The sequence below is a fragment of the Abditibacteriota bacterium genome (genome assembly GCA_017552965.1).
Taxonomy (GTDB): domain Bacteria; phylum Armatimonadota; class UBA5829; order UBA5829; family UBA5829; genus RGIG7931.
Genome location: JAFZNQ010000018.1, coordinates 15701 through 37688, shown reverse-complemented (window position 1 = coordinate 37688; position 21988 = coordinate 15701). Strand labels below are relative to the sequence as shown.

Sequence of the window (21988 nt, the reverse complement as noted above, 5' to 3'; positions counted from 1 at the left end):
CTGAGACAGAGCCATCACCGGACAGTCCATTTCCTTGGCCAGGAGCTTGAGCCCCCGGACTATCTCGCTGATCTCCTGGTTCCTGTTTTCCGCCCGCCGGTTCTCGGACTGCATCAGCTGCAGGTAGTCTATCACGATGAGATCCAGCTTCTTCTTGTTTTCCGCAGCCCTGTCCGCCACCACTCTGCGGCATTTGGCCAGTATGCTCAGATTGGACTGCTGGCCGCTGTCGTCTATGTAGATGTTGTCGGCGTTGTGCAGCTCTTCGCTGATCTCATTGATCTTGTCCCACTGGGTGTCCGTCAGCCTTGCGTTGCGGAGATCCTTCATCTCCATCTCCATCTCCGACGCTATGAACCTCTGATACACGTCCTCGGTGCTCATCTCCAGGCTGAATATGGCCACAGTCTTTTCTTCCCTCAGAGCCGCGTGCAGGGCTATGTTCAGGGCAAAGGCCGTCTTGCCCATACCGGGACGGCCCGCCACTATCACCAGGTTCGCGGGCTGCAGGCCGCTGGTCACTTCGTCCAGCTCCGTGAAGCCCGTCAGCACGCCCCGCCGGCTGAAATCCACGGTGTTGCGCTCCTGGAGAAAACGATAAAATCTGGTGGTGATATCCCGTATGCCCAGCAGGGTGTCCTCGTTCTTCTTCTGGGCTATGTCGAATATCAGCTTTTCCGCAGTCTCTGTGACCTCCTCCGAGCTCTTTTCCTGAGCAAAGGCCTGGGTCACTATCTCCGTACCTGCGTTGATGAGCCGCCTCAGATTGGCTTTGTCCGCCACCACTCCGGCATAGTAGTCCAGATTGTCTGCCACTGCCACCGATTCGTACAGCACCGTCAGGTACTCTGCGCCGCCCACCTTTTCCAGATGTCCTTCCCGGCGCAGCTCCTCGGTCACGCTGATAAGATCTACCGGTGTTCGGTCCTGCATGAGAGCCTTGAGGGCCTCAAACACGGCCTGGTGCTCCGGACGATAAAAGTCCGCCGTGGCAAGACGCACCACGGCCTCGTCACAAGCCTTGGCAGACATGAGCATGCAGCCCAGCACCGCCCGCTCGGCATCCAGGTTTTGGGGAGGTACCCTCGGATCGGCAGCAGCCACTATTCTTCCTCCGCCACCACTTCAAAGGATATATCCGCGGACACGCCGGCATGGAGCCTGATGTGGGCCGTGTGTATGCCCAGATGCTTCACGCTCTCGTTGAGAGAGACCTTTTTCCTGTCCAGCTCCACGTCAAAGGCCTTGTCTATGGCCTCGGCCACCTCGGCGGCGGTCACTGCTCCGTAGAGCTTGCCCTCGCTGCCGGCCTTTGCCTTGACCACTATACGCTTTGTCCCCAGCTTTTCCTTCAGGGCCACTGCCTCGGCTCTGGCTTTGGCTTCTCTGGCCTCGGCGGCATCGTGCCTCTTTTTCACGTCTGCCAGTATGGCGGGAGTGGCGGGCACGGCCAGCTTCTGAGGGATGAGCATATTCCTGGCGTATCCCTCCGACACCTCTGCCACTTCGTTGGCAGAGCCCAGATTCTTCACGTCCTTCAACAGCAAAACTTTCATATTACACCGTCCTTTTTGATCGTTATATTTTACTGCAAACAAAGCCCCCGGCGACTTGCTCGCAGGGGCTTTTTTCTGCGGGTCAGTAGCTCAGCGACAGTCCGAAGACCGGCTTTCTGTTTTCCTTGTGCAGCAGGTCCTCCGCTCCCACCATCAGAGACAGATTTTTGTTCAGCCTATACTTGCCTCTCACGAACAGATAGGGATCGTTGGGCCGATACAGGTCTGCGGACAGGCCAGCCTTGCCCGAGGTATAGTCATAGCCTATCCCCAGCTTGCTGCGGAAGAGCCCGCCCCGCAGCAGGGAGCTGTCGGACAGCCTGCGGTTGTACATCAGGGTGAACTTGTTGCTCTCGCCCAGGTCATACAAGCCTATGCGGCCTCCGTTTTTCCCCTTCATGACGTCCACGTAGGCGTCCAGGGTAAAGGTGTCCTTGTCGGGATTGTAATAGGCGTCTGCCTGAGGCTTGGCCTCTATCTTCTCGCCGGAGGCGATGCCGCCGAAACGCTTGTTGAGGGCGGTCACCAGCTCCTTGGCCTGCTGGGTGGTCTCTCTGATATTCTCCGCAGTCTCGCTGATATTCCTTTTCAGCTCTTCATCCGTGGCCACGTCCTTCACAGACTCGGAGGCTTCGTTCAGGTTGCCTATGAGCTGCTGCGCCTGGATGGTGGTATAGTCTATCTTGGCCAGGATGGAATCGGCCTTGTCCATGATGTTCTTCAGGCTGCCCGCCTGGTCGCCTACCGTGGCCACTATCACCTGCACGTTGGCCACCGTATCCTTCAGGATCTTCATGGAGTCGCCGGCGTCGGCAAGGGCGCCCTTGACCTCGGGCAGAGCGTCGGAGGACACGAAGCGGTCGATGTTGTCCGCTATTCTGGAAGCGCTGGCCGAAGCCGCGTTGATATTGCTGATAGTGCCCGATATGTCCATTCTGGAGGCCTTGACTATCTCGTTGACCTGCTCCGTCAGCTCGTCCACCCGCTTGGTGATGACGTTGATGTTTTCCAGAGAGTTGATGATGGCCCCCTTGTGGGACAGGATCTCGTTCACCTTGCTCATGGACTCCTCGGTGACCTTCAGCAGGTTGTTCACGTTGTCCGTGACCTCGTCAAAGTTCACCTTGGTGCTGGCCTTGATGGTGTCGCCGTCGGCCAGATACTTGGTGGAAGTGCCGGGGTTGATCTTGATGAAGATCTCGCCTATGATGGCTCCCGAGGTGGCCAGGCAGTCCGAGTCCACAGGTATATTGATCTTGCGGTCTATCTTCATGGTGATCTTGGCCTTGAGGTTCTCCGTGAGCTCGATGCCGGTCACGGCTCCCACCTTGAAGCCGGACAAGCGCACCTGGGCGCCCTTGTCTATCTTTTCCACCGTGTCAAAATAGGTGCATATCTCATACGTGTTGGTCCGCACCTTTATCTCGTCGAGAAAGGCATACAGCAGGCAAAACACGAGTATGCTTGCCGCCACCAGAAGACCGACCTTGATTTCCTTTGTCATACTCTCATCCTATAGTTGCGATGGGTCCCTGGGTCCGTCCGTTCATAAACTGGACCACGTAGGGATTGTCGCTGTTTATCATATCGTCATACAAGCCTTCGTATATCACGGTCCCGGAGTGAATGAAGACTATCTTGTCAGCCACCGAGTTGATGGTGGGTATGTCGTGAGTCACCACCAGACTGGTCTTGCCCAGGTCCCGGCCCATATTGATCAGCTTGTTGGTGGCTGCTGTGGTAATGGGGTCCAGGCCCGAGGTGGGCTCGTCGTAGAGCAAAAAGGCCGGCTCCAGCACCAGGCTCCTGGCGAGAGCCACTCTCTTTTTCATGCCTCCCGACAGCTCGCTGGGCATCATCTCCATGGTGTGGGACAGATTCACCATGCTAAGGGCCTCTGCCACCTTGTCCCTGATCTCCGCTTCGGTGAGAGAGGTGTGCTTTCTCAGCCCGAAGGCCACGTTGTCATACACGGTGAGATAGTCAAACAGGGCGGAATACTGAAACACCATGCCCAGCTTGGCGCGGATGCTTTTCAGGGTCTTGTCGTCGGCCGTCATCACGTCCAGGCCGTCTATGAGTATGCTGCCCGACTGGGGCCTCACCAGCCCGCAGATGCATTTGAGCACGGTGGATTTGCCTGCGCCGGAGGTGCCTATGATGGCCAGGGTCTTCCCCGAATCTATACCGAAGGATACCCCCTTCAGCACGTGCTTGTCGCCAAAGGAAAGGTGGACGTCTCTGAGCTCTATCATATCCCCTTGCCTCCGAACATCACGTAGGTCATGAGAAAATTGGTGATATACACCACCACTATGCTGATCACCACCGAGTTGGTGGTAGCCTCGCCTACTCCCACGGCGCCGCCTCTGGTGCGGAGCCCCTGCTGGGAGCCTATGACTGCCACGGCCAGGCCGAACACCACGCATTTGATCAGGCCGTTGATCAGATCGGACATATGGGTAAAGGACTGGCAGGCCGCCATAAAGCCGCCTCCGCTGACTCCGTTGGCGCAGGCCACCAGATATCCGGAGCCTATGCCCACGGCATCCGCCAGTATCCCCACCAAGGGAAGCATGATCACGGCGGCCACCACCTTGGGGACCACCAGATATTCGATGGGATCCACCGACAGGGTCTTCAGGGCGTCTATCTGCTCAGTGACCACCATGCTGCCTATCTCGGCTCCGATGGAGCTGGCCACCCTTGCCGACAGCACCACTCCGCACAGCACCGGGGCGATCTCTCTGGTAATGGCCAGGCCTATGACAGAGCCCGTGTAGGACCCGAAGCCCCAGCCCGTGATGATCTGCGCCAGATACAGGGCGATGACCGCCGACGAAAAGGCCACGGTGATGAGGATGATGACCAGGCTCTCCACGCCCATAAAGCACATCTGGTTCACGGCGTCCCGCAGGTTCACCCTGCCGCGGACCACGTAGCCGAGCACCTGCCATATGATGATGAAGCTCTCGCCCAGCAGCTCAAAAAACCTTCTGACGGAGCCCCCAAAGCGGACCGGAGCCTTGGTCGCTGTCTTGATTCGCTTTCCTATTCTCATGGTAAACTCGAGTTCCTTATGATTATATTATACCACAAAAACGCGGTGAATATAAACCTACAGGGGCGAGTATTCCACCAAAATACTGCCCGGCCGCCGGTCGATGACGGCCAAAAAGCGCTCCAGCTCGCTGCCCTTCAGGACCCGGGTCTCCGAGAGGTCGTAGCTCTCGTATATGTCCGCTCTGTAGTCGGCGTCTGGCTTCAGGCACCGGGGCCGGATCTCCAGGCTGCCGAAGGGAGAGCCTTCTCTCCTGAACACCACGAAATACCCGTCTCCCGTCTCCGGCCTGTGATACTGCCAGCTGCACCAGGAGGCGTCGGTGTTGTCCTGAGAAAACAGGCTGTAAAACCTGCCCGTATGATATTTGCGGAGCCTCAGGCACTCGGCCAGGCCCTTTTGGAGCTCCTTTTTGTCATAGGCGTCCGGGGAACCCTCTCTCGTGTCGCCGATGAAGGCCAGGCCCGTGTTGAAGCAGCTCCTCATGGAATAGGGAGTCCTGCCCAGGGTGGCGCACAGAGACCAGGGGATATAAAAGTTGAGATTGGAGGTGATCTGCTGATTGAGCATAGCGGAGGCCTTGTCGTCAAAGAGGACCCACACGCTGGAGTCGCTGCGGGCCATGTTGATGCTGCGGCTCATGAGCTCCGGATCCAGACGCGTCCCGCCTCCGGCGCAGTTGTCTATGACCAGCCCCGGATTCTGCCGGCGCAGGTCGTCCCAGAAGGTGTAGAGGGACCGGACGAACACGTCTTCGCTGATCCCCTGCCTGTCCGGGGCGTTCTCCTTCAGATACAGGTCCAGACAGGCCGGATCCGTGGAGGAATCCGTGCGGAAATAGGTGATATCCCACTCCCGTATCAGGGCGCCCAGCAGGTCCTCCAGATATCCTCTGGCTTCCGGGTCCGACAGGGCGTAGCTGCCGGCGGTCCCCGCGGAGTTCCACATGACGTATTCCGGATGCTCCCGGGCGATGTAGGTCCCGGCGTTCACGGTCTCCGGGCCAAACCACACCAGATTGGTCTTGCCGTAGGCCCGGGCCAGCCGGGTAAGAGGCTTCAGGCTGTGTGGATATCTCGTCTTGTCCGCCGTGTCCGCCACAGGATAGTGCAGATTGCCCATGCAGGCAGGAAAGCCGTCCTGCTGATACCAGGCGTCAAACCACACGGTCTCAAAGCCCAGGCCCGCCAGGGACCTGATATAGGCCCGGTCTATGGCTTCGGTGGAAGAGTTGCCCTCCCTGCCGGACAGGGTGCAGGCCAGAGGCAGCATCTCCGGCTCGCCCTTTGAGTTCTTGGGAGATACGTGCCTGATCATGGTCATGCGGAATCCGTTCATGCCCTCCTGCAGGTCGGCGCCGTCAAAAAAGGCCAGCACCATCCTGGGGCTCCGGACAGTCTCTCCGGGCTTCAGATACGTGTTCACTCCGCATCTGCCCGCCTTCATGGACAGGACGTCGTCCCTGCGGTCAAACTCCGCCTGCCAGCTGCCGGTCCAGCCCAGGCCGCAGGACACTCCGCCCCCGGGCCATTTCAGGGTCCAGTAGGGAGCGTAGTCGCCGCCGCAGGGGGTCAGCCCCCTGTGCTCCACCTTCACGGGACTGCCCTCCCGCAGATATTGAGGGCGGAGCCTGAAGTCATCTATGCAATATCTGACACAGCCGATGGTGCCCTGAGTCATCACCAGCAGCACGTCGTTTTGGAGAGCAGTCTCCGGCTCGGCGTCGTATATCAGGCCAAAGGGCACGTCCGAGGTCCCCACGGGGGCCCGGCGCGCCGTCTTTACCCGCATATCCGCGCCGCATATATCGGACAGGACCGGGGTATCGGCCTCGCCTTTGTTGGTAAAATACACGGTGTAGTCCAGAGCGTTGGTGTCGGCGTATATCTTCACCTCCGCCCTGACCTCCAGCCCGGTGTCGGGATCGTGCCAGACGTATGTCCTCAGAGACTCATTTTGTCCTGTCTCCCCGACGGTGACCTTCATGTCCCACCCCGGCAGCAGACTGCCGGAGGGCTTGCCGCCGTAGGTGAAGGAAAAGGGATAGTCCAGGGACAGGCGGGGCTGCAGAGCCATGTCGGACAGATATATCACTCTGCCGTCCTCCGTCTCCACTCTCGGGTCCCCCCAGCTCCAGTGGTCGCAGGTGTAGCCGTCCCCGCCGTTGTCCACCGACAGCTCCAGCACCGACACCCCCTTCAGGGGGACATAATACTCATACACCGCGTCGCCCCGCAGCACGGGAGAAGCCATGAGGAGCCTGCCGTCCCCCAGGACCGAGCCTGAGCAGGAGCCGCCCACCGGGTTGACGTGATCGTCTATGCCGCCGGCAGCCCTGAAGGACACGCAGCCCTCCGGCAGCCTGAAGCGCAGCAGGCTGTCCGCATGGACCCCGAAGCCGCTGTCATAGCTCCTGCCCCCCAGGCTGATGGGGAGGCCCCGGTCGTCCACGTAGGTATTGATCCTGGTGGTGTTGCCCTCCTGAAACTCCCTGACCACCTCAAAGACGCCGGTCTCCGGCTCATAGCCTCCCGCGCCGGAAAAGGCAGCCCGGGCAAAATCCCCGGCCGCGCCGGCCAACGCTTCCGCAGCCACTGCCAGCAGCAGCAGCGCCGTCCACACAAGTCTTGTCATAGTCTGCTTCCCCCGATCGTAGATATGCTCTTGTCAGCAAAACATCTTTTATTATAGCATATCGGAGCCGGGAAAACAGGGGCCGTTCTTGACAAAAGCCGGCATTTCGGGTATTATTATGTTGTATGCCGATGTAGCTCAGCTGGTAGAGCAAGGCTTTCGTAAAGCTTAGGTCAGGAGTTCGAGTCTCCTCATCGGCTTTTTTTTTGAGGTGGACATTATGAAAATCGGTATCATCAGCGATTCACACGGGTGCTGCGAGGCTCTCGGGCGGGTCTTCGAGCTGTTCGGGGACGCAGACTGTATCATCCACGCGGGCGACATACTCTATCACCCTCCCAGGCTGTACGGCTACGAGGGCTATGACGTGATAAAATGCGTGGAGCTGATCAACGGGCTCCGGGTCCCCTTCGTATCCGTCAGAGGCAACTGTGACAGCGAGGTATATACCGAGCTGATGCCCGGCTACGCCGAGAGGGAGACCACCGTCCTGGGCGTTCATCCCTGCAAGATCGTGGTCAACCACGGCACCCGTCTCAACACGGCAGCCATGGTCAGCCTTGCCAAAGACTGCGACGCCGACGTATTCGTCTCCGGCCACACCCACGTGCCGGTGCTGGAAAAGAGAGACGGCGTCACCCTCATCAACCCGGGGTCCATAGGCATACCCAGATATCCCGCCGCCGACCCCGTCCCTACCGCAGGCCTGATAGACAACGGGCATATATCCGTGTTTGACATCCGGACGGGCCGGGTATTCTTTGAAGACGAGCTGTAATGAGCCTGCTTGGGGATTATGACGAGGCAGTCCGACTGATACTTTCCACAGGGGGCACCGTCAGCGTTCAGGGCGCCAGAGGCGTGGGCAAGACCCGGCTCTGCCGCAGACTGGTGGAAGCCGCTGAGGAGAGAGGCATCACTCCGGCCTTCGTGGACGCCGAGCTGGCCAGGGGCATAGTCGGCCCTCCCGGCGCCGTGTCCATGGTGGTGGTCAGACAGCCGGAGGACATGGACCGGCAGAGGCCCGATCACTGCCTGTTCGTGGGAGACGTGATCCCCGCAGGCCACGTCGCCGGCTATATCTTCGGCATCATCTCGGTGGTAGCCGAGGCCAAAAGACAGGGCGCCGGACTCATAGTCATAGACTCCTGCGGATGGATGGATTATCCCGGCGTGGTCCTTGCCAAGCAAAACGAGATAGAGATGACTGCTCCCGACTACGTCATAGCTCTTCAGCGGAGCCACGAGGCCGAGTTCATCATCACCCCCTTTATCAAAAGGACGGACATCATCTGCGCGGTCAGACAGGCCGACGGGGCCTCCTCCTACGTCCCCTCCATAGCCAGAGCCAACTTCAGAGCCGATATGCAGAGGTTTCTCGAGGGCTCCCAAATACACACCATCCCCTTTTCCCAGGTCACCTTTACCAACACCTGGCTGGGCTGCGGCCGGGAGCTGAAGTGGCAATACAAAAAGGCTATTTCCCAGATACTCTCTTCTCCCGTGTATCACGGCGAGCAGCTGGGCAAAACGGCCTATCTGCTGGCCGGAGGGACCTGCTCGGAGCAGCAGGAAAAGGAGATCGCCTCCATACTGAAGGTGAGCAGGGTCCGGCTCCAGGACCCGGGCTTTTTCGAAAACCTGTACGCAGGGCTGGAGGACAGCGAATGCAGATTCGTGTCTGCCGGCATCATCAAAAACATAGATTTTGACAAGAGACAGATCATCATCGACACCCCTGCCCTTACCGCCAGTCCCGTGAGAGGCGTGCGCTTTGGCTTTTTGCAATATCCTTAGGGCTCCGGGAGAGCATATCCGCGGCCTCAGCGATTGAAAAGAGCCGCCCCGATATGTTATAATATTTATTACGAGAAAGTATAGGGTGATACCGCATGACAAACAACAAATATACGCGTCCCATCACTGCCACGATACTGGTAGTCATAGGCATAGTGCTGAGCTTACGTTTTTCCAGGTCTTATTTTCTGGCCACCGCCGGCTACAACTGGACCGAGCCGCAACAGCTGTATATGAAGATCCTGCTGGCCATAGTAGGCGCCTTCCTGGGCTTCATCGCAGAGCGCTGCGTATTTACGCTCCAAAGCCGCAGCCGCCGGGTGTCCAGCGTCGACAAGGTGATCTATCTGCTGGGCTTTATGCTGGGCATCATACTGGCCAGCGCCTTCAGGTTTGCCATGGGAGACGTGCGCCTGCCTTTTTATGTCAACGCGCTTATCACCCTGATCCTCATGAGCATCAGCACCTACGCTCTCAAGAGCGCCATGGAGCAATGGGCCAGCTTTTTCCCCGGCAACAGGACCGAGATCAACGAAAAGCCCAACATCAAGTTTTTGGACACCAACGTCATCATTGACGGGCGCATCGCCGATCTGTTCCGCACCGGCTTTATAGAGGGACAGATAGTGGTCCCGAAGTTCATACTCATCGAGCTGCAGACCATCTCCGATTCCGGCGACCCTCTGAAGCGGGCCCGGGGCAGAAGGGGCCTGGAGATACTGAACGCCCTGCAAAAGGAGTTCAATCTGACGGTCCGGGAGACTCCTCTGGACAACATGCGTCTGGAGATAGATTCGAAGCTGGTCACCTGCGCCCTGGACGCGGGAGCCACCATCATCACCAACGACTACAATCTCAACAAGGTGGCCGGTCTCCAGAACGTGAAGACCCTGAACATCAACGAGCTGGCCATCGCTCTCAAGCCGGTGGTCATGCCCGGAGAGACCCTCAGCGTGGCCATTATGAAGCCCGGCAAGGAAAAGCTGCAGGGTCTGGCGTATATGGATGACGGGACCATGATAGTGGTGGAAAACGGCTCTCAGTATATAGGCAAGGTGATCAAGATCGAGATCACCAGCCTCCACCAGACTTCTCAGGGCAAGATCATATTCGCAAAGGTTTTTGACAACCATGACAAAGGCAGCAGCCCTAATACCCGCGGCAGGCATTAGCAGCCGCTTTTCCGCCACCCGCAACAAGCTGCTGGAGCAGGTGGCCGGCAGGACCATTCTGGAGCACACTCTCAGAGTGTTTGACGGCCACGACGCCATAGGGGAGATAGTGCTGGCGCTGCATCCCGATGCCTTTGACAGCATGTCCGCTCTGGTGGAGTCCTTTGGGCTGACAAAGCCCGTCAGGTTCGCCAGGGGCGGCAGCGACAGGCAGTCATCGGTGCGCCACGCTCTGGAGCTGGTCACCGAAGACCTTGTGCTGATACACGACGCGGCCAGGCCCGCCCTGAAGCCGGAGATCATCACGGAGTGCATAGAAGCCCTGGACCGTTTTTCTGCCGTGCTGGTATGCGTGCCCGTCACTGACACCATAAAGACGGCGGCTCGGGATATGACCGTGGAGGACACTCCCGACAGGAGCCGGCTCTACGCCGCCCAGACCCCTCAGGGCTTTCGGACAGAGGTCATCAGAGAGGCCCACAAAAAGGCAGCGGCAGCCGGACTGGCGTTCACCGACGACGCCTCCGTGGCGGAATGGGCCGGAGAAAAGACCGGGATCATCACGGGCTCCTATGACAATATAAAGGTCACCACACCCAAGGACATAGCGGTATTGAGGCAGATCATGAATGAGGGCAAGACTCTGAGGACAGGCATAGGCATCGACGCTCACAGGCTGTCCGCAGTCCCGGGAGAAAGAGCGCTCATACTGGGCGGCGTGGATTGCGGCGCCCCCTTTGGGCTCATAGGCCATTCGGACGCGGACGTGCTGGTCCACGCCGTCATGGACGCTCTGCTGGGAGCGGCGGCTCTGGGGGACATAGGCATGCATTTTCCCCCGTCGGACAACGCTTACAAGGATATCAGCAGCCTGCTCCTTTTGAAACGGGTGGCAGGCCTGCTCCGCGAAAACGGATGCGGCATCATCAACATAGACGCGGTGATCATAGCGCAAAAGCCGAGGCTGGCTCCCTTTATCCCCCGGATGAGGGCAAATATCGCCTCCGCCCTGGACACAGACCCGGACCGGGTCAGCGTCAAGGCCACTACCACAGAACACATGGGCTTTGAAGGCAGAAAGGAAGGCATCAGCGCTCACGCCGTATGTATGATAGAAAAAACAGGATAGGATCATGTCAAGAGAGATCAAAGTAGTATTGCTGGGCGATTCCATACGCATGAACTATGGAGAGCTGACAGTGAAGAAGCTGGGAGAGGGCTACAGCGTATGGCAGCCCGAGGACAACTGCCGGTTCGTCAAATACACCCAGAGAGGCGTGTTTTATGACTGGCGGGACTTCATCTGCGGCAGCGACGTCGTTCATTTCAACTGCGGGCTGTGGGACACCTGCGATCTGGCGGGCGACGGTCCCTTTTCCGCCATCGACGAATACACCGCCCAGCTCGTCCGCACCGCGAAAGAGCTGCAGCGCATTGCAAAAAAGGTGATCTTTGCCACCACCACCCCCATTAGACCGGGTCAGGAACACAATACCAACGAAAGGATCATGGAGTTCAACAGGAGCGCAGTGGCAGCCATGGAAGAGATCGGAGTGGCGATAAACGATCTGTGGACCCCCGTGTATGCCGACCTGGAGGGCTGCATCCGCGCCGACGACCTGATACACCTGACCGACAAGGGTATCGACGTCTGTTCGGACCTGGTGGCCGGCATCATTGCCCGGACTGCGGCAACGCTGTAAGGGACTCACACCGAAAAAAACGAATTTTAATATAATAGCAGGAGACACATCATGGCAAAAGGCATTCTTCTTGTAGCAGACGGTCTGGGCGACAGGCCCCTTGCGGAGCTGGGCGGCAAAACTCCTCTGGAGGCTGCCGATATACCCAATATCGACCGATTTGCCTGCGAATCAGTTTGCGGGCAGCTGGACACCATAGGCACCGGCATCAGAGCCGGCTCGGACACCGCCCATATTTCCCTGTTGGGCTACGACCCCTACGTGTATTACACCGGCAGAGGCCCCTTTGAGGCGGCAGGCATAGGCATGGACGTAAAGCAGGGAGACGTGGCGTTCCGCTGCAACTTCTCCACCGTAGATGACAATATGATCATCACGGACCGGCGCGCCGGCAGGATCACCGAAGGCACCGGGCAGCTGGCGGAAGCGGTAAACGGCATGATGATAGACGACATGCAGATACTCTTCAAGGAGTCTGTGGCCCACAGAGGCGCTCTCATCATCCGCGGCGCCAACCTGGGAGCCGACATCACCGACACGGATCCCCATCACGAAAACGCGGCTGTGCTCACCGCCCGCGCCAAGGACCCCGCCGACCAGGCGTCCGCCCGGACAGCATACGCGGTCAACGAATTCGTCAGGCGCTCCTATGAGCTCCTGAAGGACCACCCCGTCAACGCAGAGCGCATCAGACAGGGTCTGCACCCGGCAAACATCATATTGCCCAGAGGCGGAGGAGTCGGCCCCAACATGGCTCCCTTTGCCGAAAAATACGGCATCAAGGGCGCCTGCGTATCCGAGACCGGCCTCATTGACGGCGTAGCCAAATACGTGGGTATGACCATATATCACACCCCCGAAGCCACCGGCGGCTATGACACCGACTGTATCGCCATGGCCAAGAACATCATCAAGGCCCTGGACAAGCACGACTTTGTGCTCTGCAACGTCAAGGGCGCCGACGTGGCAGGCCATGACGGCAAGCCTCAGTGCAAGATCGATATGCTGGCCAAGATAGACGAGATGATCAAGTATCTCATGGACCACGCTCCCGAGAACACCTATATCACCTTTACGGCCGACCATTCCACCCCCTGCAACCTGATGGACCACTCCGGCGATCCCGTGGCCATCGCCATGTGGGGACCCGACGTCCGGACCGACCACGTCACGGAATACACCGAGCGGGCCTGCGCTCTGGGCGGACTGGGCCGCATCAAGGGCAGCGATATCATGAACATCATGACCAACCTCATGAACGTGCAGGAAAAATTCGGCGCCTGATGCAGCGCAGAAATACGGCCGGAAGGACACCCTTCCGGCCTTTTCATTTCGAAGCAGCCGCAGACCGGCGTCATCCCGGCATCTCCGGCATCTGCTAACTGCTCTGGTTGTCGAATAGTATCAGCGCCCGGTTTGACAAGAGATTCTTCTTTATTCCGCCAGACACACCTTCCACAGATTGACGTAATTGCCTGCGGAGGCCTCGTTGCGCCTGTCCGTGACGGTCAGTCTGGCCCTGTGTCTGCCCTTTGACGGCGCTCTGAACACCCGGGATATGGGGGTATGCTCCTCCGGGCTGTATTCGTCCAGCTCTCCCGCCGGCGCTCCGTCTATGGTCACCTCCAGCACGCCCGTATCCCTGTGCCCGTAGCAAAACACCTCAAAGGCCGGGCCGTCAAACTCAAATTCCGCGCTGCTGCCGGGCGTCAGACTGGTGATCCAGTCGGCAAACAGCATCCAGGCTCCCTCCAGTTTCAGCTGGTCAAACTCCAGGGTCGGCGTCTTTTTGCTCAGGGTCTCATATCGGGGCTGCCCCTCATACAGCCACACCTTCATTTCGCCGGGCTCTCTGTTGTCCCAGGTGTAATAGGGCACCATCACGAGAGTGTCCTCCCGGCCTGTATCCGTTCTCCTGCAGGGGATCAGGACCGCCCTGTCGTCCCTGAGGGTCGGAGCGCCGTCTGCCAGACACAGATACTGCAGGGAGCCGTTGTCTGCGCTCTCTGCGCAATAGACCAGAGGTCCCACGGTGACGGCAGCCTTGCCTTTGTCGGCCGCCACCCTCTTGTTGGCATGCCGCAGCACCGGCTCCATGCCCAGCTCCAGCTCTATCACGTCGCCGTTCCACAGGCGCGACGGCACCGTCAGCCAGCCCCGGGAGTCCTTTTTGACAGGCAGCAGGTAGCCGTTGATCGTGACGGACGCCTTGCCCTCCGCCCAGCCCGGGATCCGCAGGCACAGCCGGGACGAGCCGCCCATGGCGGTGAGCCGCACCCTGCCGTCAAAGGGATACTCCGTCTGCAGCTCCAGATCGGTACCGCCTATATGGGCCCTGCAGGGAATATACTGGCCTACGTATATGCTGTCTCTATCCCGGGTGAATATATACTTGTGGACCGATGCGGTCAGGCGGGCTATATTGGGCGGGCAGCAGGCGCACCCCAGCCATTCGGACCTGTGGGTCCAGCCGGTGCTTTCCAGAGGGTTGGTATAGAAAAAGCGTTTGCCGTCCAGGGATATGGAGGCGGCAAAGGCATTGTAGAGGACTGTCTCTATCCTGTCGGCGTATTCGGCTCTCGGGTCGGCCTCCAGAAGGGCCTGAGTCCACAGAACAAAGGCCACCGAAGCACAGCTTTCGCAGTAGGCCTGCCGGTTGGGCAGATAATAGGCGGGACCAAAGCCCTCGGTGCTGCTGTCGGAGCCTACTCCTCCGGTGATATATTGCTTGCCCCCGGTCACGTCCTTCCAGAGCGCCGCGGACCGGCGGAGCATCCCCTTGTCCCCCGTCGCGACGGCCAGCCGGGTCATGGCGGCGTAGAGATACATGGCTCTCACCGCGTGTCCCTCTGCGGTCCGCTGTTTTGCGACGGGCATATGGGCCTGTCCGAAGACGTAAGACTCTGCAGGATACTTGGTGTGGACCTCCCCCGTTTCCGCATCCCAGGGATGAGGCAGCAGTCCCCGGGTATCGATGAAGTGACGGCACAGACGGAGATAATCCTCCCTGCCGGTCACGCCATACAGTCGCAGCAGAGCCAGCTCTATCTCTTCATGCCCGTCATAACTCCGTGACTTGCCCTCCCCGGGACCGAAGGTCCGTGTCAGCATATCTGCATAACGCGCCACACAGTCCAGCAAACCTCTGTCGCCGGTGGCCTCATACATCGCCACCCCTGCCTCTATCAGATGCCCGGCGCAATAGAGCTCGTGGCTCTTGTAGAGATATTTCAGTCTGTTTTCCGGCTCTACCAGGGTAAAGTAGCTGTTGATATATCCGTCCGGCTGCTGCAGCCGCTTTATCCGCCCCGTCACGTCCTCTGCCATATCCCCGATGTCGGCCGAGGGGCAGCTCTCCAGGACCAGGGCGGCGGCCTCCAGCCATTTGGCGGTGTCGGAATCCCAGAAATAGTGAGGAGCGCCTTCTCGCTTGGCGGCGGCCTTTTCCTCGGGAGAGAGCTCGGTCCTGCCGCGCCACCGGCCGCCAATGGCTTCCAGCCTGCCGGTCTGTTCCAGCATCCTGTACTGGTGGGGCAGGGTCACGTCTCTCGTGAGCAGCTGCCTGTCACGCCAAAAGCCTTGGGTGAGCTCCACCCTATCCTTCCGGCCGCCGTCGGAAAGCCCGGGCGTATATTGACAAAAAGCGGGGACAGCCAGCGCTGTCAGGAGCAGCAGGATCAGTGTCTTCTTCATCACAAAAAACGGGCGGGCCCCATGGCCCGTCCCTCAATGATTATTCTGCCCAAAATACTCTGCCGTCATTCCGCTTGGGAGGCTTGGGCAATTCACCGTCCATATAGCCCAGGGCGCAGTGTCCGATGCCTTCCCATTCGCCCTCCAGGCCCAGATCCTTCAGGAACTGCTTCCATTCAGGCTGCTCAAATTCTTCCTTGGCCCGGTGTATCCAGATGCTTCCCAGTCCCAGGGAATGGGCCGCCAGCATCAGATTGCCCATCACAAGGCTTCCGTCATATATGCCGGTGGGCCGGTTTTTATCTGCCAGAACGATGAGGATGACCGGAGCGCCGTAAAAGGGGTCAAAGCCTTCCTGCCAGCCGCCCACCTTGCAGTTGTCGGCGGAGAGCCGGTCTCTCAGGTCCTTTTGGGTCACTGCCACTATCACGGCAGCCTGCTTGCCGTTGCCGCTGGCGGCGTAAAGGCCCGCGTCTATCACCTGGGCGATAAGGTCCCTGGAGGGCATCCGGCTCTTGAATTTGCGGATGCTTCTCCGCTCGGTCATGGCTTTGATGATTTCGTTCATGTTCACGATCTCCTTGATAAAAAAGTCGGGGCCGGAGAGAGCATATTCTCCGCCCTGTTCCAATGCTATTATAGCACCTTTTGCATGATATATTCTTCAGCCGTTTCTTCCACGGTCCGAAAACCCAGCTTTTTGTACATCCGGACGGCATAGTTGGCCTTTTGCACGGAGAGAGACGCGCCGGCGAAGCCCCGGGCGGCCAGCTGCTCACACACAGCCTCCATGAGACGGGAGCCGATACCCAGAGAGCGGTACTCCTTCATCAGGGATATGGCCAGCGAAGGCGTGCTGTCATCCAGATGGCCGTAGTCATTCATGATGCGGGCCCAGGCTGCGCCCACTACCCTGCCGTCTATATCGGCTGCGAGAGCCGTGTCCCCTCTTCCCTCGCCAAAGTCCCGCCAATACACGGCCAGCTCCGGCTTTTCAACTATGTCACAGGGCGGAGGCTCCACGCCTGCGGGGATAAATATGGCCTCGTAGGTAAAGCGCTTCAGCAGGCCGTATTCCTCCCGGCGCAGGGGCCTTATGAGGCATGTCTTTCTTTCGCCGGCCACAGTGACCCCGACGGCAGTCTCCCGTGTCACGGCTTATCTCCCGGGATGCTTTTTGATCCTGGCATAGTCTCTGGGATAGGCCCCGGGAGTGGGCCCTGTCTTCCTGATGACTATCAGCGACCGGGATATTGCGGTCATGGGTATGTTGAACACGGGGACAGACTCGACGGTCCCTCCCAGACGGCCGATATGCTCCCGGGCGCCGGACAGCTCACTCTTGCAGTCGGCGCTTTTCTGGGCCACAAAGAGACCTCCGGGCTTCACAAAGGGCAGCGCGAGCTCGCAGAGCACAGTCATATCCGCCACGGCTCTGGCATACACTACGTCAAATCGCTCCCTGTATTCCTTCTGCCTGCCCAGCTCCTCGGCTCTGCCGCAAAGGGTGGTCACGTTGCCAAGCCCCAGAGCGGCCGCCGTGTCGTCTATGTATCTGAGCTTTTTGGCGGTGGCGTCCATCAGTGTGAGCCGGGCTTCCGGGCAGCATATGGCCAGGGGCAGACCGGGAAAGCCGGCTCCCGTCCCCAGGTCCAGCGCATCCTTCCCCCGGGGGCTGCCGGCCTTCAGCGCCGTCAGGGAGTCCAGAAAATGCTCCGTGACTATGCGGTCCGGGTCCGTGATGGCTGTCAGATTGAACTGTTTGTTGGCCTCAGTCAGTCTGTCGGCCAGCGCCGCAAACTGCTCCGTCTCCTTTTCTCCCGGCGCAAGTCCCAGAGCGGCTGCGCCGGCGGTCAGCAAGGCTGTATCTATCATAATACCAAAGCAGGCAGGCCTCGGCCTGCCTGCCTGCCTGCAATCGTTCCTTATTTGTCCTGCAGAGCGACCACTCCGGGGAGCTCCTTGCCTTCAAGGAATTCCAGGGAGGCGCCGCCGCCGGTGGACACGTGGCTCATCTTGTCCGCCACGCCGAACTTCTTCACTGCCGCTGCGGAATCGCCGCCGCCGATGACGGTGACAGCGCCGCTCTCGGCCATGGCGTCTGCCACGGCCTTGGTGCCGGCGGCAAAGTTGGACATTTCAAAGCAGCCCATAGGACCGTTCCAGACGATGGTCTTGGCAGTCTTGATGGCCGCGGTGTATGCGTCGATAGTCGCAGGGCCTATGTCCATACCCAGAAAATCGGTCTTCATATCCTCGTTCTTCAGGACCTCGATCTCCGTATCGTCGGAGAAGTCCTTGCCGCACACGGAGTCCAGAGGCAGGTATATCCTGACGCCGTTCTTCTCGGCCTTTGCCAGGGCGGCCTCGGCCAGCACTGCGCCTTCCTCGTCAAAGAGGGACTTGCCTATCTCAAAGCCCTTGATCTTCAGGAAAGTATAGGCCATACCGCCGCCGATGATCAGCATATCCACCTTGTCCAGCAGATTGTTGATGACGGGTATCTTGTCCGCCACCTTGGCTCCGCCCAGGATGGCCAGGTAGGGCTTGGCAGGATTCGATACTGCGCCGCCCAGATACTCCAGCTCCTTCTCCATCAGGAAGCCCGCATATCCGGGGATATATTTGGTGACTCCCTCGGTAGAGGCGTGAGCTCTGTGAGCAGTGCCAAAAGCGTCGTTGACGAACACGTCGCCAAAGGAAGCCAGCTCCTTGGCAAATGCGGGGTCGTTCTTGGTCTCCTTCTTGTAAAATCTCACGTTCTCCAGCAAAATGACTTCGCCGGGCTTGTTGGCCGCTACTGCAGCCTGAACGTCGGGGCCTATGCAGTCATCCAGCTTTTTGACGGCGATGCCCAGCAGCTCGGAAAGGCGCTTGGCCACGGGGTCCAGATTGAACTTGGGTCTGCACTCCTCCAGGAGCACGTTGTTGTCGTCAAACTTGGGGCGGCCCAGATGGCTCATGAGCACCAGGCTGGCGCCCTGGTCGAGAATGTATTTGATGGAAGGAAGAGCGGCTGTGATACGCCCGTCATCGGTGATATTGCGGTCGGCATCGAGAGGCACGTTGAAATCGGCTCTCATCAGCACTCTTTTACCCTTGAGGTCCACGTCTTTGATGGTCTTTTTGTTCATTGATATCCCCTTTATTAAAAAGATGTGCCCCGAAACAGCAGTCCGAGGCACACGTAATTCATATCGATTACTTGCAGCAGCAGCCGCAGTTCTTCTTCTTCATGATCATGATGAGGTCGAGCACCTTGTTGGAATAACCCCACTCATTGTCATACCAGGAAACCAGCTTCACAAAGGTGTCGGTCAGAGCGATACCGGCATCCTTGTCAAATATAGAGGTGCGGGGATCGCCGACGAAGTCGGTGGAGACCACCTTGTCCTCGGTGTAGCCCAGAATGCCCTTCAGCTCGCCTTCGGAGGCTTCCTTCATGGCGGCGCAGATCTCGTCGTAAGAAGCAGGCTTCTCCAGGCGGCAGGTCAGGTCAACCACGGACACGTCGAGAGTAGGAACTCTCATGGACATACCGGTCAGCTTGCCGTTCAGGGAAGGGATCACCTTGCCCACGGCCTTGGCGGCGCCGGTGGAAGAAGGAATGATGTTGCCGCCGGCAGCGCGACCGCCTCTCCAGTCCTTCATGGAAGGAGCGTCCACGGTCTTCTGGGTGTTGGTGGTAGCATGAACGGTGGTCATGAGACCCTCCACCATGCCAAACTTGTCGTTGATGACCTTGGCTATGGGAGCCAGGCAGTTCGTGGTGCAGGAAGCGTTGGACACGATGGTCTGACCGGCATAGGTGTCGGTGTTCACTCCGCAGACGAACATGGGAGTGTCATCCTTGGAAGGAGCAGACATCACCACGTACTTGGCGCCGGCGTCGATATGGGCCTGAGCCTTCTCCTTGGTGAGGAAAAGACCGGTGGATTCCACTACGAACTCGGCGTCCACTTCGCCCCACTTCAGGTCGGCAGGGTTCTTCTCTGCAGTCACTCTGATAGGCTTGCCGTTTACCACCAGCTTGCCGTCTTCAACCTTTACACAGCCGTCAAACTTGCCGTGTACGGAATCGTACTTCAGCATATAAGCCATGTAATCCACATCGATCAGGTCATTGATACCTACGATCTCAATGTCGTCTCTCTTGCTGGCCGCGCGAAAAACGAGTCTTCCGATTCTTCCGAATCCGTTGATTCCAACTTTTACTGCCATTTGCAGTTCCTCCATCAATTCCAATCTGTTATTGGTCTAAATCGTTGTTCTTATAAAACGCCAATTATATTTTACTATATCGGCCCCTTCTTTGTCAACCTCACGGGGCAGAATATTCCCTTCTACGGGAGAATTACAGCTCCTTTGACAGCCTGATGTCTCTCGAGGATGCGCCGACGCAGATCAGGTGCTTGCAGGTGTCCCGCACCCACCGGTTTTCCTCGTTGGAATAATAGGTGAACCAGGAGGAATTGTAGGTCACGGACACTGTCTTCTCTTCGCCGGGCTCCAGATACACCTTGACGAAGTCCTTCAGCTCCCTGACGGGGCGCGAGTTCTGCGAATCTATGGGCTGCACGTATACCTGAGCGGCCTCGGCTCCGGCGCGGTCGCCGGTGTTCCTGATCTTGAAAGACACCTTGTTGTCCTTGATCTGCAGGTCGGAGTATTCAAAGGTGGTGTAGCTCAGGCCGTAGCCGAAGGGATACCACACGTCCTTGTCGTTGGCGTCATACCAGCGGTAGCCGGCAAAAATGCCTTCGCTGTATTTGATCCGTTCCGAGTTGCTGAAGATGCCCTCGTTGACGGGGTTGTCATTGAGGCTCCAGGCAAAGGTCTCGGACAGCTTGCCGGAGAAGTTGGCGTCTCCCGTCAGCAGGCGGGCCAGGGCTGTGCCGGCGGCTTCGCCGCCTATGCCGGCGTGCACGATGGAATTGGCCTTCTTGTACCAGTCAAACACGGGAGCCACTGCCGAGCCGGACTGCATCACCACGATGGTATTGGGCCGGCCGGTAAAGTGCATGAGCATAGCCTCCAGGCGGCTGTCAAAATTGATGGAAGTGCGGTCATAGGCCTCGCCGTCGGTGGTGTTGCCGGTGGACACCACGAATATAAAGGCGTCGTAGCCGGCCAGGTCCTGATTGTTGAAGGCATTCCACATTCCGTGGTCAAAGGTGGGTATCCCGCCGGGGAACACTCTGTCCTTGTAGTCAAACTGCACTCCGTTCCCGTATTTGTTGAGCATATCCACCAGGTCGTCTATGCGTTCGGGGGGAGCGGGAGTATAGGCAGAGCCGGAGCCGGACAGCAGCATCTTGCGGGCGTCGGTGCCGAAGACTGCCACCTTTTTGAATTTGTCGGGAGTGATGGGCAGAGCGCCGGAGTTCTTCAGGAGCACCATGCCTTCGGCAGCGGCGTCGGCCGCCACCTGATGCTCTGCCATGATGTCAAAGTCCTCGGAGGGACCGGGGTTGTTGATGCGCCGCACCAGAGAGATGATCCTGTCCACGTTGACGTCCATCTCCGCCTCGGTGATCTCGCCGTTTTCCAGAGCCTTCTGCATCACGCCGGGAGTGGAGGCGTCGTCGGGCATCTGCAGGTCCAGGCCGGCCTTAAAGCAGGCCGGGCGGGTGTGGACGGCTCCCCAGTCGGAGACCACCATGCCGTCAAAGCCCCATTCGCCCCGCAGAACGTCGGTGAGGAGCCACTTGTTTTCCGAAGCCCACACGTCGTTGATCTTGTTGTAGGAGCACATGATGGCCAGAGGCCTGGCTTTTTTGACCACGATCTCAAAGGGCTTCAGGTATATTTCGTGGGCGGTGCGCATGTCCATATCGGAGGAGATAGCCCCCCGGTTGAACTCTATGTTGTTGGCAAAGAAATGCTTGACCGACACGGCCACGCCCCGGGACTGGACGCCCTTCACCAGCTCTGCCGCCATCTCTCCTGCCAGCACCGGATCCTCGGAAAAGTATTCGAAGTTGCGGCCGCAGAGAGGGGTCCTCTTAATATTTACGCCGGGCCCCAGCAGCATATCTATCTGCTGCTGGTTGCACAGGCGGCCCATACTCTCCCCTACTTTGCGCATCAGGTCCTTGTTGAAGGTGTTCGCCAGAATGCAGGGATTGGGGAAGCAGACCTGCAGCTCCAGATTGGAGTGAGGCCCCAGGGGTCCGTCGGAAAACCTCAGGGCCCGCACTCCCTTGGAGGCATAGTCCTGGGTCATCATACCGTTCATACCGGTCAGCAGCTTGGTCTTTTCTTCGATGGTGAGTCTGCTGAGTATGTCGGGGTTATCTACGGCGAAAACGCCCGACGCCAGCATACACACAAATACGGTCAGCAAAAACAGTTTTTTCATACCTTAGTCCT

General features: G+C 58.7%; 19 protein-coding genes and 1 tRNA gene. 7 read left to right on the top strand and 13 right to left on the bottom strand.

Features of this window, described 5'->3' with window-relative positions; all coding sequences use genetic code 11:
- From IK083_02875 to IK083_02850, 6 genes are all read right to left on the bottom strand, one after another.
- On the bottom strand, positions 1–1104 hold a 1104-nt coding region (locus IK083_02875; GenBank protein ID MBR4748500.1), incomplete at its 3' end, for a replicative DNA helicase.
- Positions 1104–1556 (bottom strand): 50S ribosomal protein L9, encoded by a 453-nt coding sequence (gene rplI, locus IK083_02870; protein ID MBR4748499.1) that lies wholly within the window; start codon positions 1554–1556, stop codon positions 1104–1106. The genes IK083_02875 and rplI, both read right to left, overlap by 1 nt.
- A gap of 82 nt (positions 1557–1638) precedes the next feature.
- Positions 1639–3060, bottom strand: coding sequence for an MCE family protein (locus IK083_02865; protein ID MBR4748498.1), 1422 nt, complete (start codon positions 3058–3060; stop codon positions 1639–1641).
- A gap of 4 nt (positions 3061–3064) precedes the next feature.
- Positions 3065–3811 carry an ATP-binding cassette domain-containing protein gene (locus tag IK083_02860; protein MBR4748497.1) on the bottom strand — a complete coding sequence of 249 codons (747 nt, stop codon included), beginning with the start codon at positions 3809–3811 and terminating at the stop codon, positions 3065–3067.
- On the bottom strand, positions 3808–4617 hold the full coding sequence (locus IK083_02855) for an ABC transporter permease (GenBank protein ID MBR4748496.1): 810 nt from the start codon (positions 4615–4617) through the stop codon (positions 3808–3810). Before IK083_02855 ends, IK083_02860 begins: the two co-directional genes overlap by 4 nt.
- A 57-nt stretch (positions 4618–4674) precedes the next feature.
- A complete protein-coding gene (locus IK083_02850; protein MBR4748495.1) occupies positions 4675–7251 on the bottom strand; it encodes an NPCBM/NEW2 domain-containing protein in 2577 nt (858 codons plus the stop codon).
- Between the two features lie 127 nt (positions 7252–7378).
- On the opposite strand from IK083_02850, the gene IK083_02845 reads away from it, so the two are divergent.
- From IK083_02845 to IK083_02815, 7 genes are all read left to right on the top strand, one after another.
- Positions 7379–7451: transfer RNA gene (locus tag IK083_02845), tRNA-Thr, on the top strand.
- A 20-nt stretch (positions 7452–7471) separates the two neighbouring features.
- On the top strand, positions 7472–8029 hold the full coding sequence (gene yfcE / locus IK083_02840) for a phosphodiesterase (GenBank protein ID MBR4748494.1): 558 nt from the start codon (positions 7472–7474) through the stop codon (positions 8027–8029).
- The gene (locus IK083_02835; GenBank protein MBR4748493.1) at positions 8029–9048 is read left to right on the top strand and encodes a hypothetical protein; all 1020 of its coding nucleotides are present in this window, start codon (positions 8029–8031) and stop codon (positions 9046–9048) included. Before yfcE ends, IK083_02835 begins: the two co-directional genes overlap by 1 nt.
- Before the next feature lie 95 nt (positions 9049–9143).
- Complete coding sequence (locus IK083_02830; protein MBR4748492.1) at positions 9144–10220, top strand: TRAM domain-containing protein; 1077 nt, start codon at positions 9144–9146, stop codon at positions 10218–10220.
- A complete protein-coding gene (gene ispD, locus IK083_02825; GenBank protein ID MBR4748491.1) occupies positions 10180–11349 on the top strand; it encodes a 2-C-methyl-D-erythritol 4-phosphate cytidylyltransferase in 1170 nt (389 codons plus the stop codon). Before IK083_02830 ends, ispD begins: the two co-directional genes overlap by 41 nt.
- Positions 11350–11353: 4 nt before the next feature.
- Entirely contained in the window at positions 11354–11923 is a 570-nt protein-coding gene (locus IK083_02820; protein MBR4748490.1) for an SGNH/GDSL hydrolase family protein, read from the top strand.
- A gap of 51 nt (positions 11924–11974) precedes the next feature.
- Entirely contained in the window at positions 11975–13207 is a 1233-nt protein-coding gene (locus tag IK083_02815; GenBank protein ID MBR4748489.1) for a 2,3-bisphosphoglycerate-independent phosphoglycerate mutase, read from the top strand.
- A gap of 150 nt (positions 13208–13357) precedes the next feature.
- Here IK083_02815 and IK083_02810 read toward each other — a convergent pair whose 3' ends face one another.
- The 7 genes from IK083_02810 to IK083_02780 form a co-directional block, all read right to left on the bottom strand.
- Positions 13358–15616, bottom strand: a complete 2259-nt coding sequence (locus IK083_02810; GenBank protein MBR4748488.1) for a glycoside hydrolase family 127 protein — start codon at positions 15614–15616, stop codon at positions 13358–13360.
- A 40-nt stretch (positions 15617–15656) separates the two neighbouring features.
- The gene (locus IK083_02805) at positions 15657–16184 is read right to left on the bottom strand and encodes a nitroreductase (protein MBR4748487.1); all 528 of its coding nucleotides are present in this window, start codon (positions 16182–16184) and stop codon (positions 15657–15659) included.
- 68 nt (positions 16185–16252) lie between these two features.
- Positions 16253–16741, bottom strand: a complete 489-nt coding sequence (locus IK083_02800; protein MBR4748486.1) for a GNAT family N-acetyltransferase — start codon at positions 16739–16741, stop codon at positions 16253–16255.
- Positions 16742–16774: 33 nt separating this feature from the next.
- Complete coding sequence (gene rsmG, locus IK083_02795) at positions 16775–17491, bottom strand: 16S rRNA (guanine(527)-N(7))-methyltransferase RsmG (GenBank protein MBR4748485.1); 717 nt, start codon at positions 17489–17491, stop codon at positions 16775–16777.
- Positions 17492–17541: 50 nt separating this feature from the next.
- Complete coding sequence (locus tag IK083_02790; GenBank protein ID MBR4748484.1) at positions 17542–18750, bottom strand: phosphoglycerate kinase; 1209 nt, start codon at positions 18748–18750, stop codon at positions 17542–17544.
- Between the two features lie 67 nt (positions 18751–18817).
- Positions 18818–19837 (bottom strand): type I glyceraldehyde-3-phosphate dehydrogenase, encoded by a 1020-nt coding sequence (gene gap, locus IK083_02785; protein ID MBR4748483.1) that lies wholly within the window; start codon positions 19835–19837, stop codon positions 18818–18820.
- Between the two features lie 133 nt (positions 19838–19970).
- The gene (locus tag IK083_02780) at positions 19971–21977 is read right to left on the bottom strand and encodes a glycoside hydrolase family 3 C-terminal domain-containing protein (protein MBR4748482.1); all 2007 of its coding nucleotides are present in this window, start codon (positions 21975–21977) and stop codon (positions 19971–19973) included.
- Between the last annotated feature and the right edge of the window lie 11 nt (positions 21978–21988).

Coding starts and splice junctions, on each gene's coding strand:
- IK083_02805 (MBR4748487.1), bottom strand. CDS start 16,184: ATGAACGAAATCATCAAAGCCATGACCGAGCGGAGAAGCATCCGCAAA.
- rplI (MBR4748499.1), bottom strand. CDS start 1,556: ATGAAAGTTTTGCTGTTGAAGGACGTGAAGAATCTGGGCTCTGCCAAC.
- IK083_02790 (MBR4748484.1), bottom strand. CDS start 18,750: ATGAACAAAAAGACCATCAAAGACGTGGACCTCAAGGGTAAAAGAGTG.
- yfcE (MBR4748494.1), top strand. CDS start 7,472: ATGAAAATCGGTATCATCAGCGATTCACACGGGTGCTGCGAGGCTCTC.
- rsmG (MBR4748485.1), bottom strand. CDS start 17,491: ATGATAGATACAGCCTTGCTGACCGCCGGCGCAGCCGCTCTGGGACTT.
- IK083_02815 (MBR4748489.1), top strand. CDS start 11,975: ATGGCAAAAGGCATTCTTCTTGTAGCAGACGGTCTGGGCGACAGGCCC.
- IK083_02855 (MBR4748496.1), bottom strand. CDS start 4,617: ATGAGAATAGGAAAGCGAATCAAGACAGCGACCAAGGCTCCGGTCCGC.
- IK083_02830 (MBR4748492.1), top strand. CDS start 9,144: ATGACAAACAACAAATATACGCGTCCCATCACTGCCACGATACTGGTA.
- IK083_02865 (MBR4748498.1), bottom strand. CDS start 3,060: ATGACAAAGGAAATCAAGGTCGGTCTTCTGGTGGCGGCAAGCATACTC.
- IK083_02820 (MBR4748490.1), top strand. CDS start 11,354: ATGTCAAGAGAGATCAAAGTAGTATTGCTGGGCGATTCCATACGCATG.
- IK083_02810 (MBR4748488.1), bottom strand. CDS start 15,616: ATGAAGAAGACACTGATCCTGCTGCTCCTGACAGCGCTGGCTGTCCCC.
- IK083_02780 (MBR4748482.1), bottom strand. CDS start 21,977: ATGAAAAAACTGTTTTTGCTGACCGTATTTGTGTGTATGCTGGCGTCG.
- IK083_02850 (MBR4748495.1), bottom strand. CDS start 7,251: ATGACAAGACTTGTGTGGACGGCGCTGCTGCTGCTGGCAGTGGCTGCG.
- gap (MBR4748483.1), bottom strand. CDS start 19,837: ATGGCAGTAAAAGTTGGAATCAACGGATTCGGAAGAATCGGAAGACTC.
- IK083_02835 (MBR4748493.1), top strand. CDS start 8,029: ATGAGCCTGCTTGGGGATTATGACGAGGCAGTCCGACTGATACTTTCC.
- IK083_02860 (MBR4748497.1), bottom strand. CDS start 3,811: ATGATAGAGCTCAGAGACGTCCACCTTTCCTTTGGCGACAAGCACGTG.
- ispD (MBR4748491.1), top strand. CDS start 10,180: ATGACAAAGGCAGCAGCCCTAATACCCGCGGCAGGCATTAGCAGCCGC.